The organism is Clostridium psychrophilum, assembly GCF_018861705.1.
GTDB lineage: Bacteria > Bacillota > Clostridia > Clostridiales > Clostridiaceae > Clostridium_AD > Clostridium_AD psychrophilum.
This window is the reverse complement of record NZ_JAHLEC010000061.1, coordinates 1-18,594: the sequence shown is the minus strand read 5'-3', so window position 1 is coordinate 18,594 and position 18,594 is coordinate 1. Positions and strand designations below refer to the sequence as shown.

15 protein-coding genes and 1 riboswitch are annotated in these 18,594 nt (G+C 30.8%); of the genes, 1 reads left to right on the top strand and 14 read right to left on the bottom strand.

Annotation, left to right across the window (positions count from 1 at the left end):
* Window positions 1–267: 267 nt before the first annotated feature.
* From KPL38_RS12585 to KPL38_RS12565, 5 genes are all read right to left on the bottom strand, one after another.
* Complete coding sequence (locus tag KPL38_RS12585) at window positions 268–432, bottom strand: hypothetical protein (protein WP_216289481.1); 165 nt, start codon at window positions 430–432, stop codon at window positions 268–270.
* Window positions 433–682: 250 nt separating this feature from the next.
* Window positions 683–1,009 (bottom strand): CPBP family intramembrane glutamic endopeptidase, encoded by a 327-nt coding sequence (locus KPL38_RS20345; RefSeq protein ID WP_216289480.1) that lies wholly within the window; start codon window positions 1,007–1,009, stop codon window positions 683–685.
* 612 nt (window positions 1,010–1,621) lie between these two features.
* Window positions 1,622–2,185, bottom strand: coding sequence for an NUDIX hydrolase (locus KPL38_RS12575; protein WP_216289479.1), 564 nt, complete (start codon window positions 2,183–2,185; stop codon window positions 1,622–1,624).
* A gap of 128 nt (window positions 2,186–2,313) precedes the next feature.
* Window positions 2,314–3,669 carry a 23S rRNA (uracil(1939)-C(5))-methyltransferase RlmD gene (gene rlmD, locus KPL38_RS12570; protein ID WP_216289478.1) on the bottom strand — a complete coding sequence of 452 codons (1,356 nt, stop codon included), beginning with the start codon at window positions 3,667–3,669 and terminating at the stop codon, window positions 2,314–2,316.
* A gap of 15 nt (window positions 3,670–3,684) precedes the next feature.
* Window positions 3,685–4,059: an RDD family protein gene (locus KPL38_RS12565; RefSeq protein WP_216289477.1), complete on the bottom strand. Its 375-nt coding sequence runs from the start codon at window positions 4,057–4,059 to the stop codon at window positions 3,685–3,687.
* Window positions 4,060–4,356: 297 nt separating this feature from the next.
* Here KPL38_RS12565 and KPL38_RS12560 point away from each other — a divergent pair, with 297 nt between their 5' ends.
* Window positions 4,357–5,109: a TSUP family transporter gene (locus KPL38_RS12560; protein ID WP_216289476.1), complete on the top strand. Its 753-nt coding sequence runs from the start codon at window positions 4,357–4,359 to the stop codon at window positions 5,107–5,109.
* Window positions 5,110–5,162: 53 nt separating this feature from the next.
* Here the strand turns inward: KPL38_RS12560 and purD are convergent, their stop codons facing one another.
* The 9 genes from purD to KPL38_RS12515 form a co-directional block, all read right to left on the bottom strand.
* Window positions 5,163–6,407, bottom strand: a complete 1,245-nt coding sequence (gene purD, locus KPL38_RS12555) for a phosphoribosylamine--glycine ligase (protein ID WP_216289475.1) — start codon at window positions 6,405–6,407, stop codon at window positions 5,163–5,165.
* Between the two features lie 164 nt (window positions 6,408–6,571).
* Entirely contained in the window at window positions 6,572–8,077 is a 1,506-nt protein-coding gene (purH, locus tag KPL38_RS12550) for a bifunctional phosphoribosylaminoimidazolecarboxamide formyltransferase/IMP cyclohydrolase (RefSeq protein WP_216289474.1), read from the bottom strand.
* A gap of 83 nt (window positions 8,078–8,160) precedes the next feature.
* A complete protein-coding gene (gene purN, locus KPL38_RS12545) occupies window positions 8,161–8,769 on the bottom strand; it encodes a phosphoribosylglycinamide formyltransferase (protein WP_216289473.1) in 609 nt (202 codons plus the stop codon).
* The gene (purM, locus tag KPL38_RS12540) at window positions 8,757–9,755 is read right to left on the bottom strand and encodes a phosphoribosylformylglycinamidine cyclo-ligase (RefSeq protein ID WP_216289472.1); all 999 of its coding nucleotides are present in this window, start codon (window positions 9,753–9,755) and stop codon (window positions 8,757–8,759) included. The genes purN and purM overlap by 13 nt, the downstream gene beginning before the upstream one ends.
* Before the next feature lie 9 nt (window positions 9,756–9,764).
* The gene (gene purF, locus KPL38_RS12535) at window positions 9,765–11,165 is read right to left on the bottom strand and encodes an amidophosphoribosyltransferase (protein WP_216289482.1); all 1,401 of its coding nucleotides are present in this window, start codon (window positions 11,163–11,165) and stop codon (window positions 9,765–9,767) included.
* A gap of 94 nt (window positions 11,166–11,259) precedes the next feature.
* Window positions 11,260–11,964 carry a phosphoribosylaminoimidazolesuccinocarboxamide synthase gene (gene purC / locus KPL38_RS12530; protein ID WP_216289471.1) on the bottom strand — a complete coding sequence of 235 codons (705 nt, stop codon included), beginning with the start codon at window positions 11,962–11,964 and terminating at the stop codon, window positions 11,260–11,262.
* A 45-nt stretch (window positions 11,965–12,009) separates the two neighbouring features.
* On the bottom strand, window positions 12,010–12,489 hold the full coding sequence (purE, locus tag KPL38_RS12525) for a 5-(carboxyamino)imidazole ribonucleotide mutase (RefSeq protein ID WP_216289470.1): 480 nt from the start codon (window positions 12,487–12,489) through the stop codon (window positions 12,010–12,012).
* Window positions 12,490–12,617: 128 nt separating this feature from the next.
* A riboswitch (purine riboswitch) is annotated at window positions 12,618–12,716 on the bottom strand.
* Window positions 12,717–12,929: 213 nt separating this feature from the next.
* Complete coding sequence (locus KPL38_RS12520; protein ID WP_216289469.1) at window positions 12,930–16,724, bottom strand: phosphoribosylformylglycinamidine synthase; 3,795 nt, start codon at window positions 16,722–16,724, stop codon at window positions 12,930–12,932.
* A gap of 287 nt (window positions 16,725–17,011) precedes the next feature.
* A complete protein-coding gene (locus tag KPL38_RS12515; RefSeq protein WP_216289468.1) occupies window positions 17,012–18,355 on the bottom strand; it encodes an alanine/glycine:cation symporter family protein in 1,344 nt (447 codons plus the stop codon).
* Between the last annotated feature and the right edge of the window lie 239 nt (window positions 18,356–18,594).

The following is an 18,594-nucleotide window of genomic DNA, read 5'->3' as shown; positions in this document are numbered from 1 at the left end:
AAAACCATTCTAGAGAAGTAGCTTAAGTTAGTCCTAAATAATTACTAAATTTACCATTGTTCGTGTTATGCAATGGTCTTTTTGTTATGCAATGAAATTAACAACTACTTTTGCAAATTTACACTTGACTTTAACTAGCTGGTCTAAAAATCTACTGTTTTTTAACTACAAAAATTAAAAAATTTCAAAGTACCATAAACGGCCGTTTGTGGAAACATCTATTACCGCTGCTAATACTATTTTATGTATTAGCCTAACCCTTGTTGTTTATAAACTTTCCTTTTTCTTTCTATTAACAACAAAAATTATTGCAGATAAAATGATACATATAGCTGAAACCGTATATGCCTTAGTTCCAAATGTACCTCCAAATAGTAAGCCTATTACCCCTAAAACAAGAAAAAATATGTCTATAAATTTCATTTTTTTCACTTAAAACATCTCCTCTTTATTTTATAGATTAAATTTATTATAATTGATTTTAGTATATTGTAATTTATAATATTATACAATACATATGTTATAGAACGCTATATTTTTAACATTAAAAGATATGGAAAACTTTACGGTCACTGTTGAGCTTATCCTTATCACCATAAACTTTAACAATGTTTTCTTTTTTTTATAAAAGGAACATGATATTTCATCTTACTACAGAGTTTCTCATACTCCTTATGTTTAATCAAATAAGTAAAATAATAAATGTCCCAATGACATTTGCTAAAAAATGTGAAATAGTACACGAGTAAATATTCTTTGTTTTTTGATAAATCACACCGTAAATAATATTATCTATAAAGATAAAAAACAAGATATAAAAAAGAACTGCAATGGAGCCAGCCGAAAAATTTCCTATGGCAAAGAATAATGAAGTAATAATGATAGCCCAAATCGGTTTTGTAATATTGCAAAGCTTAGTCTGGAAAAACCCTCTAAATGCTACTTCCTCAGCAAATGCTAAAATCAATAATTTAGGTATCTGTAAGAACGATTTATCAACTGATAACATCGTTTTTTGTCTAAAATATACAAGTAAAATTCTGGCAGTATAAATTTAGACAAACTAATTGATACAATACACGAAACAACAGGAATCAAAATTAACCACCAATATTTTTTTATATCAGATAAAACATTTTTCGGAATAAAACCAATGTCTTCCATTTCCCCTTTGTTCCTTTTGTTTTCAATAAATAATAACAATATTGAAAAAAAATAGTTAAGCTTAAGCCAGCAACATTAGTCGAACCTACACTTGTTAAGTATAGAAATCCAAAAATTGCAATTGGAATATAAGTTTTAAATAATTCATTTCTATTTTTCATTCAAATACTCCTTTTCACATTATTTATACACCTATTTATTAATCCTTTCTGCATACTAATAATAACGAACAATGATTTCTTATTTCTAAAATAATTTTTTCATAAAACCCTGAATATGTGTTTTTTGACTAATAAGAATATTATAATAATTCAACTTTATATTACCATAACATGGCATTGAAATAAAGATGAGAATACTCTAATCTTTATTTTCTAATTCATTTATTCTGTGACCAACAAAAACGTCACAAATTTTTGATGTTTGTGGCGTTTCATTATTAATATATCATATGAAATTAAATCGTTATAGACCTTGTTTTTAATATTAATTTATTATAAACCTTTTGCATATGAGGTTCGCTTGAATATACATTAACTTCATCTATTGGAACCCATTTGACGCCACTATTTTCATCAGCTTTAATAATAAGTGGTTCATTTTCATCTACCTCAACTAAATATGCTACCGATAAATGCAAATGTGGAGATACATATTCTCCTCTTTTTATATGTCCAAGTACAGTTAACACATCTATTGAAAAGATTTTTGAACTAACAGGATAAATATTTTTCACCCCAGTCTCTTCCTTTGCTTCTTTAATTGCAACAGCTAATAAATCTTTATCTCCATCTGCATGGCCACCTACCCATGACCAAGAATTATATATATTATGATGCACCATTAGCACTTTATCTTTTGCTTTGTTTATTATAAATGCTGAACTTGTTATATGTGCAATCTTATTATCTCGTGTTAAAATATCATCGAATATCTCTATGCAATGCAAAATTAGTTCTTTATCTTTTTCTTCTTGTTCATTATAAGCATCATAACTTCTTATTGACTCAATCCAATCCATACTCTTCTCCCACTTTCATAATAAATAGATTTGTATAAAATGCCTAGCACATAGTATAATTGCCACCCAAAAATAATTAAGGATGGCAATTATGTATATCTTAGTGATTATTTAATTAATAAAATCAATTATTCCTTAACTATGTCTACAATAGTCTCAACATGAGGTGTATGTGGAAACATATCCATTAATACTACCTTGTTAATTTTATATCCTCTGCTGGTTATCTCCTTTAAGTCAACCACTAAACTTTTAGGGTTGCAAGAGACATAAATTATGTGCCTAGCATCAAACTTTAGTACATAATCTAATGCTGTAGGATGAACTCCTGCTCTTGGAGGATCTAGAATAATGCTATCCGGTTTGTCTTTTACTTCTTTTATAACTTTAGCTATATCCCCTGCTATAAACTCACAGTTATCTAATCCGTTAATTTTTGCATTTTCATTAGCCGCTGTAACTGCTTCTTCTACTAGTTCAATTCCAAGAACTTTTTTTGCTTTAGATGCAACGATTTGTCCTATAGTTCCCGTTCCACAATACAAGTCAAAAACTACCTTTGACTCTGAATCTCCTAAAAAGTCCCTAACTATACTATAAAGTTTTTCTGCTCCTTTTGAATTCGTTTGAAAAAAAGCAAATGGATTGATTTTAAACTTAAGACCCAATAGTGTTTCCATGATATAGTTTCTTCCGTATAATGTTTCAATTTTATCTGCTTGAACTGTATCAGATAATGAGTCATTAATTGTATGTATTATTCCAGTAATGATTCCATCACATTTTAATTCTTTAAGCTTATTAGTTATTTCACTTAAATCGAAATCTATTTTAGTTGTAGTTACAATATTCACTAATATTTCACCAGTGTTTTTAGCCTTGCGAATAACTAAATTTCTTAAATATCCCGTGCGTTCCATTACTTTATAATGTGGCAATTTTTGCTCTATAAAATAGTTTAATACTAATTTTAGAATTTCTCTAAAATCTACATCCACTATTCTACAATCATCAACAGTTACGATACTAAAACTTCTTCCTTTAGTATGCATACCAAGAGTCAATTCACCATCTTTGCGGAAATCTCCAAATGTAAATTCCATCTTATTCCTATATTCAAATACCTCAGGGCTTTTTTCTATACCTAGGAATTCAAAATCTTTTATTTCTGCTTCTTCAAATAATTTTAATACCTGAAGTTTTTTAAATTCTAATTGTTTTTCATAAGGTAAAAATTGATGACTACATCCTCCACATAAATCCGTGATGCTACACTTTGGCTTGATTTTATAATCTACATCTTCAAGTATTTTTACAAGTTTCGCTTCTACACCCAACTTTTTCTTTTTTGATACTTTAGCAATTACTTTTTGACCTGGCAATGTGTTTTTAATTAAAACCTTTTCGCCTTCGTAAAATGCAATACCTTGCGCTGGGAATTCTAACTTTTCTATATTAAATTCATACTCTTTTCTTCTCTGCATAATTTTTTCAAACTCCTATCTTCTAATAATTAATAGTCCAGATGCTTTTTTACCGATTGTAGCAGATGATTTTCCGCTTTCCATAATACTCATGTATAATACCATAATAATCATGAAAATTATAAATATCATTTGGAACTTTTGAGTTATAGCATATCCTGTTAATTTAAGTATAGCATCTGCAACAAATACTACAATTGTTGATACTGCGCCTATAACTATTAAATCTATAATATTAGCTTTAAAAGTATCTACAAACGAAGGTCTTATAACTTTATTTTCTTTTGGATTTTCCCTTTTAGTGCCAGATGCTCCATCTATTGTTTTGTTTTTATTGTTTAAATCATTAATAATATTTTCATTTTTAATTTCTTTATTTTGTTCTAACATCTTATCTCCCCCTAGTGTTATATTATAATTTTAATATCTAACTTTTTGTAACCTCCACAAATGGAGAAGCGTTTGTATTTTTTTCTCCCACCTATACATAATACGTATATATGACATATAAATCAATAGGTTATCGATTATCACACAAAAAAATGTTATTATTTGCATTATCTATTTTAAATTACGACTTATCTTAAGCAATATCAGTATAATTCTTTAATTTATAGTTGTAATCAATTATAATAATAAAGAAACAATATATTCGTTTTAAATTTTATGAAATTAGGCAGGTGTCATATGTTAACAACAATTGCTCTTTTATGTATAGCTGGCTTTATAGCATCCTTTGTGGATTCTATTGCTGGCGGTGGTGGGCTTATAAGCGTTCCGGCTTTTATGCTAGCAGGACTACCCCCTCACATGGTACTTGGAACTAACAAATTTAGTGCGACCGCTGGTTCTTTTACTAGTTCTCTCCAATTTATAAAATCAGGTAAGTCTAATTTTAAACTTTTAAAATACCTAATTCCCTTTACACTCCTGGGATCAATGCTAGGTGTTAAAGCAGTACTAAACATAGATCAAAAATATCTTAACACTTTAGTATTAATTCTTATCATGTTTATTGGTATTTATACTCTTTTTTCTAAATCTCTGGGTTTAGAGGATAAATTTAAAGGACTTACAAAAATAAATGTACTTTGTGGAATTATTCTAGCATTTTCTTTAGGTTTTTATGATGGATTTTTCGGCCCTGGAACAGGTTCCTTTTTAGTTTTTGGATTTATAAATGTTTTTGGTTTCAACTTTGTAACTTCTTCTGCTAATTCCAAGATACTAAACTTCATAAGCAACATTACAGCTCTTATCTTGTTTGCAATAAGTGGTAAAATAAATTATATGATAGGATTGCCGGTAGCAGTATCTATGATTATAGGAGCTAAATTAGGCACAACTGTTGCCTTAAATAATGGTTCTAGGCTTATAAAGCCTATTTTCGTAACAATGTCTTTAGCTGTTGCATTAAAAATGCTTATAGTGATTTTTTAAATATTCATACAAAATAAAGCAGATGATTTTCTTCATCTGCTTACTTTATTATTCTATTTCCCAATATCTGTTCTATAATACATTCCACTGAAATTAATTTTTTTCATGTCTGCATAGGCTATTTCTCTTGCTTTGTCTAGTGTTCCACCAAAACCTGTCACGCCCAAAACTCTTCCACCATTTGTCCTCATAATACCATTATCACCAGTAGCACCTGCTAGAAACAATTTGCCCTCTAGCTTACCAGACTCGCTTATTTCAAATCCTGTAGAGTAACTTCCTGGATACCCTTTTGATGAAGCAATTAAACAACATGAATATCCTTGTTTCCATTCTACATTAAAGTTTCCAAGTTTTCCATCTATAGCAGATTCTACAAGCTCTATAAAATCACTTTTCATAAGAGGTAAAACGGCTTGAGTCTCAGGATCTCCAAATCTAACATTATATTCAAGCAAATATACACCCTTTTTGGTTATCATTATTCCAAAAAATATTATGCCCCTATAATCCATTTTTTCCTCTTGAATCCCTTTAAGGGTAGGTGTCAATATATTATTGTAAAATTCATCTAACACTTGCTTAGTACAATATGGATTTGGTGCTATAGCTCCCATTCCTCCTGTATTTGGTCCAATGCCTCCATCAAATATTTGTTTATGATCTTTTGAAGATACAAAAGGGATTATAACTTTTCCATCTGTTATGGAAAGTATAGACGCTTCTACTCCTTCTAAAAACTCTTCAATTACAATTTTCTTTCCACTGCCTTTAAATATATCGAGTATCATAAAATCATTTATGCTTTTACTAGCCTCAGTAAAATCATTACAAATAATTACGCCTTTTCCTGCTGCTAATCCATCAGCTTTAATTACTATTGGATATTCACAATTTTTAAGATACTCTACAGCTTTATTTTCATCTTCGAATACTTCATATGCCGCTGTTTTTATATCGTATTTTTTCATAAATTCTTTAGAATAAGATTTACTTCCCTCAAGTCTTGCAGCTTTTTCAGAGGGTCCTAATATTTTAAGCCCCTTCTCATTAAACTTATCTACTATTCCTTGTACAAGCCATTCTTCTGACCCAACTATCGTTATATCTATCTTATTTGTAATCGCAAATTTCAAAAGCTCGTCCATTTTTGTAATATTAATATTTGTACATTTATTTTCTCTAGAAGTACCACCATTACCTGGAGCACAATACACCACATCGACGTTAGAATTTTCTGCAACCTTTGACACTAAAGCATGTTCCCGTCCCCCAGAACCAATAATTAATACCTTCATATATCCATCTCCTTTTATCTTTATAAACTAAAATTGATGGAATAACTAGGTTATCCCATCATGAAATTAAGTCATCTGTTAAATTAAGTCACTTAAATAACTTCATTCAGGTACAAAGTAGCTGATAAAAGCCACGTAAGTGGATGCATCTACTATGTAGATTATTAGTGTTTAAAATGTCTAATTCCCGTAAATACCATAGAAATTCCGTTTTTATCGCACATCTCTATTGATTGTGCATCCTTAATAGAACCACCTGGTTGAATTATTGCTTTTATATTATATTTTGCAGCAAGTTCTACTACGTCTCCGAATGGGAAGAATGCATCTGATGATAATACTGTAGCATCTGATCCTCTTTCTAAGGCATGCTCCGCTGACCATATTCTATTTACTTGTCCAACTCCAATACCCAAGGTTTTACCATCTTTAACTACTACAATGGCATTTGATTTAACATACTTCACCACTTTCATTGCAAATATTAAATCTTTAATCTCTGCCTCAGTTGGGCTCTTCTTAGTAACTACTTTTAGTTCACCAATTAGTTTATCATCTGAACTTTGCACAAGCATTCCGCCATCAACATTAACAATGTTAATTTTACCCTCTGATTTACTTGAACACTTTATAACTCTTAAATTCTTTTTACCCTTTAAAACTTCTAAAGCATCATCATCAAACTCTGGTGCAATAATGACCTCTAAGAATATCTTTTTAAGCTCCAAAGCAGTTTCTTTATCAACCTTTCTGTTAAAAGCAACAATTCCTCCAAAAATAGACATTGGATCACAATCATGCGCGTCTTTATATGCATTAAATACGCTAGTACCTACAGCTACTCCACATGGTGTATTATGTTTTAATGCGCAACAAGCTATTTCTTCGAAATCACACACTACCTTCCATGCAATATCCATGTCTTTTATATTATTATAAGATAATTCTTTACCATTTAATTGCTTAAAATTCTTCATTGCTCCATTACTCGCAGCAGATACATAATAAGCTGCGCTTTGATGAGGATTTTCACCATATCTTAGATCCATTTGTTTTTTATATGAAAGTGAAAGATAGTCTGGATATGTTTTCTCATCGCCCAGTAGGAAGTTACTTATTGCGGCATCATATGCTGATATCAAATTAAATACTTTACCTGCTAAGTGTTTTCTTGTATTAAAATCTACTTCTTCTTTAGCATCCAATTTTTTTATGATGTTTTCATAATCTTTTGTATCACTGAGTACAATAACATCTTTAAAATTTTTAGCTGCTGCTCTGAGCATTGTTGGTCCACCAATATCGATGAATTCAATTTTTTCCTCAAAACTTATATCTTCACAAACTTTATTAAAGAATGGATAAAGATTAACTACTACCATATCAATAGGCTTTATTCCTTTAGCTTTGATAGTTGCCATATGCTCTTTATTATCTCTTTTGGCAAGTATTCCACTATGTATAACTGGATGCAATGTTTTTACTCTTCCATCTAATATTTCTTCAAAACCGGTAACATCTGAAATTTCTGAGACTTTAATTCCATTTTCTTTTAAATACTTAAAAGTTCCACCTGTAGACATAATTTCTACACCATTATTACTAAGGGATGTTGCAAGTCCTAAAATGTTTTCTTTATCAAATACACTTATAAGTGCTGTTTTAATCATTAATTTGCCACCTTTCATATATAAATCGCATTCAAATAAACAACAAGCCAATATTCGTCGATTCTTTTACTTGTTATTTGTTTCTATACACCTAATACTTTTCTTCCTTTGATTCTTATTATTCCTTCGCTTATATATTTTATAGCTTCTGACAAAGCGATATGTTCTTGATCAAGTATTCTTAATTGTAAATCACTTGCTGTATCCGTACAATAAACACTTACAACCTTCTGAATTATTATAGGTCCTGAATCTGTACCTTCATCTACAAAATGAACTGTGCATCCTGAAACCTTAACACCATATTCTATCGCTTTTTCATGGACTTTTATTCCATACATACCTCCACCACAAAAAGATGGGATAAGCGATGGATGTATATTTATAATTTTGTTTTTGAATACATGAAGAAGTTCGCCTTGAAGTATTGATAAAAATCCAGCAAGCACTACTAAATCTACTTTTCCATCTAGAATTTTTAATATTTCACCTGAAATGTTTTTCCCATACTGTTTTCTATCTAATATGTATGTCTTTATATTTTTGGATTTTGCTCTATCTATGCCATATGCATCTTTTTTATCACTAATTACAGCTTCTATAGAACAATTTAAGTATCCACTTTCTATATTATCTATTATAGCTTGAAGGTTGCTTCCGCTTCCTGAAACTAATACAGCTATTTTAAGCAAACACCTGCACCTCCAGCTTCAACATGACCGATTTTATATGCTTTACTTCCTAAATCATTAATAGTCTTTATTATTTTTAGACAGTCCTTATCCTCAACACATAATACATATCCTATTCCCATATTATATGTGTTAAACATATGCTCCTCTGTTACTCCAAGAGACATTAGATGTTTACAAATGTCTGGTACATTAAAACTGTTTTTATCAACTACTGCTGTAAAATCTCCATTAAACATTCTTGGTATGTTTTCATAAAAACCACCACCTGTAATATGTGCCATACCCTTTATATCAAATTTATCCAAAAGGCTTAATATAGTTTTTACGTAAATTTTAGTTGGGGTAAGTAGAGTTTTTCCGATCTTATCTCCATTAAAATCCTCATCCAAATTAGGTATCAATTTTCTAACTAAAGAATATCCATTACTGTGAAGGCCTGATGACTCAATTCCTATAAGTGAATATCCATCGCGAATAGCAGATCCATCAATAATTTTGTGCTTATCAACTATTCCAACTGTAAAACCTGCCATATCATATTCTCCATCTCTGTAGAAACCAGGCATCTCTGCAGTTTCTCCACCTATAAGTGCACAATTAGATTGAATACACCCATCAGATACTCCTTTTACAAGCTCCGCAGATACATTAGAATCTAATTTTCCACAAGCTATATAATCTAAAAAGAAAAGTGGTTTAGCACCATGACAAAGGACATCATTAACGCACATTGCAACACAATCAATTCCTACAGTATCATATTTTTTCATTCTAAAGGCTATATCAAGTTTTGTGCCTACTCCGTCAGTACCAGAAACTAAAATAGGATTTTTATATCCTTCACCTATCTCAAACATTCCGGCAAAACTTCCTAGATGATTTAAAACACCTTTTGTAAATGTGGCTGCTGCATATTCTTTTATACGTTTTACTGATTTGTATCCTTCTTCAATATTAACACCTGCGTCTTTATAAGTTATCATTAGTGTCCCCTACCTTCCTAATTTTTCTTTTTCAGTTTCGTATGGAGCTGATACTGGGTAAGTACCATTAAAACAACCTAGGCAAAATTCTTTATGACCCAGTGTTTTTAGAAGTCCATCTATACTTAAATATCCAAGGCTATCAGCACCTATCTCTTCTCTAATTTCCTCAACAGAAATATTAGAGCCAATTAGGTCTTTTCTATATGGTGTATCTATCCCAAAATAGCAAGGATATTTTACTACTGGTGAACAAACTCTAAAATGCACTTCTGTTGCTCCAGCTTTTCGTAGAATTTCAACTAATCTCTTGCTTGTTGTTCCACGGACTATTGAATCATCTATTAATATAACTCTTTTGCCTTCTACATTTATTTTCAATGCATTTAATTTTACAGAAACTGACTTCTCTCTTATTTCCTGAGTCGGGCTTATAAATGTTCTACCCACATATCTATTTTTAACAAGACCTATTCCAAAAGGTATTCCAGAACTTTTAGAATATCCTATTGCTGAAGCAAGCCCTGAATCTGGAACTCCTATAACCATATCTGCATCTACTGGAGATTCTTTAAATAGCTGTTCCCCAGCTGCAACTCTTGAAGCGTACACATTAATACCATCGATTGTACTGTCTGGTCTTGCAAAATATATATACTCAAAAGAGCAGGTTGCATTTTTAGTTTTTTCAGCAAAATTAATAGATGTAAGTCCTTTTTCATCTATTATTACTATCTCACCTGGTTTCACATCTCTTAAAAATTCTGCACCTACTGCATCAAGCGCGCAACTTTCTGATGCGATAACATAACTATTCTCTATTTTTCCTATACAAAGTGGTCTAATACCATTTTGATCTCTAACCCCTATTAGTTTATCCTTTGTAAGCATAACTATTCCATAAGAACCTTTAACCGCTTGTATTGCATCAACTACAGCCTTTTCAATACCTTTTTTTGCACCCCTAGCAATTAGATTAAGTATTACTTCTGAATCGATTGATGTTTGAAACATGTAGCCACAATCCTCAAGTAACTCACGAACGACCTCTGCATTTACTAAGTTACCATTATGTGCTATAGCTATATCACCTAATTTGGATTTACTTAAGAGCGGCTGTGCATTCTTAACTTCACTAGATCCTGAAGTTGAATATCTAACATGTCCAATAGCAGCATGACCCTTCATTTTTTTAATCATTTCCTTATTGAAAACATCACAAACAAGTCCCATAGCCTTTTCACAAGTAAGTTTCACTCCATCAGAATAAACTATTCCAGCACTTTCTTCTCCCCTGTGCTGCAAAGCATAAAGTCCATAATAAGTTAATGCAGCAACATCTAAGTCTTTATCTTGCGCAAAAATACCAAAAACACCGCATTCATCTTTAAACTTATCTTGATCATCCATAAGTACTTCATCCAATTCGCTAGCTTTATTCAAAGTTATTCCTCCAATTTGTATTTTTGTATTTTTGTATTTTTTGTTTATTAATTATCTCTTATTACTCAATAATTCTTTTTAAAATTTCCTCATATGCTTCTGTAACATTTCCTAGATCTCTTCTAAATCTATCTTTATCCAATTTTTCCCTAGTTTTAACATCCCAAAATCTACAAGTATCTGGTGATATCTCATCTGCCAAAATTATTTTTCCGTTAAGTCTTCCAAATTCTAATTTAAAATCTATTAAATTAATATCTTGTTTTAAGAATAATTCCTTTAAAATATCATTTATTGCAAAAGCCATTCTATATATTTCACCCAACTCTTCAAATGTAGTAAGGCCCATAGCTACTGCATGATAATCATTTATAAGAGGATCACCTAAATCATCATTTTTATAGCTTAATTCAATAACTGTTATTTTAAGTTTTGTTCCTTCTTCTATACCATAACGCTTAGCCATGCTACCAGCTGCAACATTTCTTATAATTACTTCAAGAGGTACTATTTCAACTTTTTTGCATAATTGTTCTCTATCATTTATTTTCTTAATAAAATGAGTCTTTATACCCTTTTTCTCTAATAATTCATATAACATAGTAGTTATACTATTATTTAAAATTCCTTTTTTATTGATTTTGCCTTTTTTAGCACCGTTACCAGCTGTTGCATCATCCTTAAAATATACTCTTACCTCTTCTTTATTGTCTGTACTAAACATTTTTTTAGCTTTACCCTCATATAATAACACTGATTCTCCCATTTATATCCACTCCTTAATATTTTATTTAGCAATAATATTTATTGTTTAAAATTCAAATTTAACTTCATTATCAGCTAAAAACTTTTCTTTCATTTCTTTTCTATATATAATTAACTTATCTTTAAGGCCCAAATATTTAAGTGATAAAATCTGTACCGCTAGCATTCCTGCATTATAACTGTTATTGATTCCCACTGTAGCTACCGGAATAGCTTTTGGCATTTGAACAATTGAAAATAGTGCGTCAATGCCTCCAAGCGCAGCCTTAATAGGAACTCCAATTACTGGTAATATGGTTTGAGATGCTATTACACCTGGAAGATGCGCTGCAAGGCCTGCTCCTGATATAATACATCCAACACCGTTATTTTCCATTTCTTTTATAACCTGCGTTAATCTTTCTGGAACTCTGTGTGCTGATAGAATGTGTACTTCATAATCAACTCCGAATTCCTTAAGTACAACTGCCGCATTTTTCATTATGTCTATATCCGATTTACTTCCAAAAATAATTCCTACTTTCATTTTTGTCCTCCCTATTTAAATAAAACATTCAACTTTTATAATTGCTAATAAAAAAAAGATTACACCATAAACTTTTAATCTAATGGTGTAATCTTGAACTAAAGGTATATTCACTATACCTATATAAGGTCTATTCAAGATCCACCAATAGTGAGAGGTTAAGGCCTCTCGTAGAAACTTCTAAGCCATATTCTTAGAAATATATTGATGAACTAATTATTCATTTATATGTTAAATTATATTTTAATGGTAACATCTATTTTTTATTAAGTCAATACATTATTAATCATTTTTACACTAATGTTCGTGTTTATCGCTTTTTTTCTATAATTAACAATCAAATATAATATATCGTTCGTGTTTATATAATGTGACCATATGATATATGTTATTTTAGACCTTAAAACAATATTTCATTTTTAATAAGTAGATTTAATCTCTTATTTAAAATAATTTACTCCAGATTCAAATAATTTTTGGTCCTTATTACCATGAATATTTACTCCAATATCTGATCCAACTCTTTCAGAATGACCCATTTTCCCAAGAATTCTTCCATCCAAACTAGTAATTCCTTCAATAGCATGCATTGAACCGTTGGGATTAAAGTTTATATCGTAACTAGGAGTTCCATTAAAATCTACATATTGGGTAGCCACTTGTCCATTTGCAAATAACTTTTTAATTACATCATCATTCGCTACAAATCTGCCTTCTCCATGCGATACTGGAATAGAATGCACATCTCCCACTTTTAAATTATTAAACCAAGGGGATACAGTTGAAACTACCTTTGTTTGAACCATACGAGATACATGTCTTCCAATTTCATTATATGTTAATGTTGGACTATCCTCAGTTATATCAGTTATTTTCCCGTATGGAAGTAATCCTAGTTTTATCAATGCTTGAAAGCCATTGCATATTCCGAGCATTAAACCATCTCTATTTTCTAATAATTGATTTATACTTTCACGTATTATAGGATTCCTAAAAAATGTTGCAATAAATTTACCAGAACCATCTGGTTCATCACCAGCACTAAATCCACCTGGGATCATAACAATTTGAGAATTTTTTATTCTATCTGCTATAGCTTTTATAGATTCCTCAATATGCTTTGATGATAAATTGTTTAATACCATGACTTCCACTTCAGCGCCAGCTTTTTCAAAAGCCCTCATAGAATCATATTCACAATTAGTTCCTGGGAATACTGGAATTATAACCCTAGGTTTTGCTATTTTAATTGTAGGTGAAGATTTAATCTTTGAACTTTGAACGCTTTCATAGGTTTTCTCATCTTTACTATCTACTTTAGAACTATCTTGCTTAGTACTAAATACACTCTCTAAAGGCGTCTCCCAGTTATTTAGAGCATCTTTTAAAGCTATAGTTTCTCCTAATACTTTTATATATGGTTCAGCTGTAGTATTACCTAACACCTTAATATTAGAATTATCTTTGATTAAATAATTAATTGAGTCCTTGTTTACTTCCATTACTATACTGCCATAATCCTCTTTTAATATATCGAAGTCATTAATGGCCTTATCAAATGTAAATCCTATGTTATTACCAAAACACATCTTCGATATAGCTTCTACAAGACCACCCATACCTACTGCATAGGTTGATAATGCTTTGCCACTTTGTATTAACTCCCTTACTAATTTGAAATTTTCACGAAGTTTTTCAAAATCTGGCAATCCATTTTCGCATAAACTTGAATGAATTAAAACAACCTGACTATCTTCTTTTTTAAATTCAGGTGATATAACCTTATCTGTATTTATAACATCCACTGCAAATGATACTAGTGTTGGTGGTACATTCATTTCATTAAATGTTCCTGACATACTATCTTTTCCACCAATAGCTGCAATACTAAATTGTTTTTGAACATGAAGAGCTCCTAAAAGTGATGAAAATGGTTTACCCCACTTGCTTGGTTGTTTCGCCAATTTTTCAAAATATTCTTGGAATGTTAGTTTAATACTTTCATAATTAGCTCCACTAGATACTGCCTTTGTTACAGAATCAATTACTGCATAAGCAGCCCCATGGAATGGACTCCAACTAGATAGTTTAGGATTATATCCATATGACATTATTGTACCAGTATCCGTATCTCCGCGAAGTACAGGTAGCTTTGCAATCATAGACTGAATTGGTGTCTTTTGATATTTCCCACCATATGGCATTAGGACTGATCCTGCACCAATAGTACTATCAAATCTTTCAGATAAACCTCTCTTGCTACAAACATTAAGGTCAGATAATATTTCATTCCATAAAATTTTTATTGATTTGTTCTTGCTTAAGTTTTCCTTTATATCTTTTGAGAAATAATAGTCCTCCTCTTTAGGTGCACAAACTTTTACGTCAGTATGTTGCTTAACTCCATTTGTATCTAAAAAACTTCTGCTTACGTTAACAATAGTTTTTCCCTTCCATACCATTTTAAGTCTATTGTCATCAGTTATTTTTGCTACTTCTACAGCCTCTAAATTCTCTTTCTCAGAAAGCTTTATAAATAAACTAGCGTCTTCTTTTCTAACAACAACAGCCATACGTTCTTGGGATTCTGATATAGATAGCTCTGTACCATCAAGACCTTCATATTTTTTTGTTACTTTATCTAAATTTATTATTAATGCATCTGAAAGTTCGCCAATAGCTACTGACACACCACCTGCGCCAAAATCATTGCATCTTTTTATAAGTGTTGTAACTTTTGGATTTCTAAATAGTCTTTGTATTTTTCTTTCCGTTGGTGCATTTCCCTTTTGGATTTCTGCCCCTGAAGTTAGAATTGAGCTTTCACTATGTGTTTTAGATGACCCAGTAGCTCCGCCGCATCCATCACGACCTGTTTTACCTCCAAGGAGTATAACGACGTCTGATGCTATTGGTTTCTCTCTTATTACATTATTGTAAGGGGCTGCTCCAATAACTGCACCAACTTCCATTCTTTTAGCAACAAATCCTTCATCATACACTTCAGAAACAAGACCTGTAGCAAGTCCTATCTGATTTCCATAAGAACTAAAACCATGAGCAGCTTCAAGCGTAATTTTTCTCTGTGGAAGTTTGCCTGGCATAGTATCTGAAATTTTTTGTCTTGGATCACCCGATCCTGTAACACGCATTGCCTGATATACATAACTTCTTCCTGATAATGGATCCCTTATTGATCCTCCAAGACAAGTAGCCGCTCCACCAAATGGTTCTATTTCAGTTGGATGGTTATGAGTTTCATTTTTAAACATTACTAGCCATTTTTCCTTATTACCATCAATGTTTGCTTGAATAACTATACTACAAGCATTAATTTCCTCGGAAACATCAAGATCCTTTAATTTTCCTTTTTTCCTTAAATCTTTAAGTCCAATAATAGCCATATCCATTAATGTAACATCTCGACTTGTTTCACCATAAACAAAATCTCTAGTATCTAAGTATTCTTTATAAGCCATTTTAATTGGTTTGGAATATTTTCCTTCTTCTATGTGTACATCTTCAATTACAGTATTAAAAGTTGTATGTCTGCAATGATCTGACCAATATGTATCTATTACTTTTATCTCTGTTATAGTTGGATTTCTTTTTTCAGTTTCTCTAAAATATTCTGAGCAATATTTTAAATCCTCAAAACTCATAGCAAGTCCATTGCTATTTAGAAATTCTTCGAGCTCAACATCATTCATTTGAGTGAAAAATTCTATTATTTTTACTTGCTTTGGTTCATTGAAATTTTGTTTTAAATCCTTCTGTTTTCTTAAATCTGCCTCTCTAGAATCTACTGTATTAATACAATATCCCTTGATTTTTTCTAATTCACTTTTAGTAATATTTCCTTTTAATATAATAAGTCTTGCAGTTTTAACTATATGTTTATCCTTTTGAGTTAAGATTTGTATACATTGAGAAGCTGAATCTGCTCTCTGATCATATTGCCCTGGCAAAAATTCAATACCAAATACATTCTCATTGCTTTTAATATCTAATTCTTCATCATAAACTTTATCTACTGTTGGTTCTGAAAATATTGTATTCCTCGACATAAGGTATTGTTGTTTAGAAATCCCCATAATATCATATCTACTAACTAACCTAAGTTCATCCAAACTCATTATACCCAAATTTGTTTTTATGTCTTTTAGTAATTTTTCACCTTCAATATCATAGTTCGTTTTTTTCTCCACATATAACCTATATATCTTATTTTCCATGACTCATACCTCCAAAAGCTAAATTTTATACGAATATTAATCATTAATTTTCTTTTATAATTCGTTATAATAAGATTATAATATATATTGCCCAATTATAAAAGTGTATTTCAGAATAAAAATGTTTTAAATTTTTTATAATATAATTAAAATATTAAATTAAACTCAAGTAGAAATTATGTTTTTTGAATATTAATAGTATTCCACATTTTTACAATACTAATACAAAATGGGGGATAGCACCCAGTATACTATCTCCCATTTATTCTAAAAATATATTATGTAATTTAGTTTTTCTTTTCAAAATCATCTTCATAATTTTTTAAACTCTTTTTAACTAAAGCTCCAAGTCCCAATAACGCAATTAAATTTGGTATAACCATTAATCCATTAAAAGTATCTGCAAGCTCCCAAACTAATTCAACTTTTAGAGCCGCTCCTAGCACAATAAAGACTAGAACTAAACATCTATATGTAGTTAATGCTTTTTTACCAAATAAATATTTAACATTAGCTTCACCAAAGAAATACCAAGCTACTATTGTAGAAAAGGCAAAGAAAAATAACGCTATAGCTACAAATGGACCCCCAAGACTTCCCATACCACTCGTAAAAGCTTTTTGAGTTAAATCTATGCCTGTAGTTTTCCCATCTAATACTCCAGTAGTTAATATTACAAGTGCAGTTAATGTTAATATTACAAATGTATCAATAAATACACATGTCATTGCTACCATTCCTTGTTCTGCTGGATGATTAACTTTTGCAAGTGCGTGTGCATGTGGCGTTGATCCCATTCCAGCTTCATTAGAAAATAGCCCTCTTGCAATACCATATCTCATCGCTTCTTTTACTCCTACTCCAATTAAACCGCCAGTAGCAGCTTTAGGATTAAATGCTCCTACAAATATCATTTCAAAGGCGTGTCCTAAATTAGAAAAATTCATTATAATAATTGCTAAACTACCTACTATATAAAATAAAGCCATAAATGGAACTACCTTTTCAGTAAAGGATGCAATACGGCCTACTCCTCCAATAAAAATCATACCAGCTAATGCTGCTACTATTACACCAATGATTATACGAATATTAGTATCTGAACTTACTGCTGCGCTTATTGAATTAGATTGTACCATGTTACCTATAAATCCTAAGGCAATTATTATAGTTATTGAAAAAAATGCTGCTAGTTTTTTACTTCCAAGACCTTTACTAATATAGTAAGCAGGTCCTCCTGTCATCTCACCGTCAACTTTCTGTTTGAATTTTTGACCTAGTACTGCTTCAGCAAAAATAGTTGCCATTCCAAAGAAAGCGCTTAGCCACATCCAGAATATAGCCCCCGGTCCTCCTGATACTATAGCAGTTGCTGCTCCTGCTAAATTTCCTGTTCCTACTTGAGCAGCTATTGAAGTTGTCATTGCTTGAAAAGACGACATTCCATCTTTTCCTGCTTTATGCCCAAATTTAACCCCTCCAAAAGTCTTTTTTAAGGCATGTTTAAATTTTCTAACTTGAACGAATCTTAGAGTTATTGTAAAATAAATTCCAGTACCACATAGTAGAAATATTAATATGTACCCCCACAAGACATCGTTAATACTTTTAATAATTGATAATAAGTCCATAAATACACTCTCCTCTAGTTTCTTTTAAGTGACTATACCATATTATTCATTTTTATTCAATTTTTGCGCTTTTGCACTAAAAAAGTTTGTATTTATTTTTTTTGTAATTTTTATAATATTTTTATAAATATATTATGATTAAGCCACAAAAAGCTATATTTTCTCCGGTAGGAGTTAAGCTATTTCAAATTTTAGGCTATGCCTCTTGAAAATATTGTAAATTAATATGAAAATTTCAA

What these genes read in the sequence shown, in the direction of transcription:
- KPL38_RS12565 (WP_216289477.1), bottom strand. Translation starts at nt 4,059, where the DNA reads ATGTTAGAACAAAATAAAGAAATTAAAAATGAAAATATTATTAATGAT.
- purF (WP_216289482.1), bottom strand. Translation starts at nt 11,165, where the DNA reads ATGGATGATCAAGATAAGTTTAAAGATGAATGCGGTGTTTTTGGTATT.
- KPL38_RS20345 (WP_216289480.1), bottom strand. Translation starts at nt 1,009, where the DNA reads ATGTTATCAGTTGATAAATCGTTCTTACAGATACCTAAATTATTGATT.
- purC (WP_216289471.1), bottom strand. Translation starts at nt 11,964, where the DNA reads ATGGGAGAATCAGTGTTATTATATGAGGGTAAAGCTAAAAAAATGTTT.
- purD (WP_216289475.1), bottom strand. Translation starts at nt 6,407, where the DNA reads ATGAAGGTATTAATTATTGGTTCTGGGGGACGGGAACATGCTTTAGTG.
- purE (WP_216289470.1), bottom strand. Translation starts at nt 12,489, where the DNA reads ATGAAAGTAGGAATTATTTTTGGAAGTAAATCGGATATAGACATAATG.
- KPL38_RS12515 (WP_216289468.1), bottom strand. Translation starts at nt 18,355, where the DNA reads ATGGACTTATTATCAATTATTAAAAGTATTAACGATGTCTTGTGGGGG.
- purH (WP_216289474.1), bottom strand. Translation starts at nt 8,077, where the DNA reads ATGATTAAAACAGCACTTATAAGTGTATTTGATAAAGAAAACATTTTA.
- purM (WP_216289472.1), bottom strand. Translation starts at nt 9,755, where the DNA reads ATGATAACTTATAAAGACGCAGGTGTTAATATTGAAGAAGGATACAAA.
- rlmD (WP_216289478.1), bottom strand. Translation starts at nt 3,669, where the DNA reads ATGCAGAGAAGAAAAGAGTATGAATTTAATATAGAAAAGTTAGAATTC.
- KPL38_RS12560 (WP_216289476.1), top strand. Translation starts at nt 4,357, where the DNA reads ATGTTAACAACAATTGCTCTTTTATGTATAGCTGGCTTTATAGCATCC.
- KPL38_RS12520 (WP_216289469.1), bottom strand. Translation starts at nt 16,724, where the DNA reads ATGGAAAATAAGATATATAGGTTATATGTGGAGAAAAAAACGAACTAT.
- KPL38_RS12575 (WP_216289479.1), bottom strand. Translation starts at nt 2,185, where the DNA reads ATGGATTGGATTGAGTCAATAAGAAGTTATGATGCTTATAATGAACAA.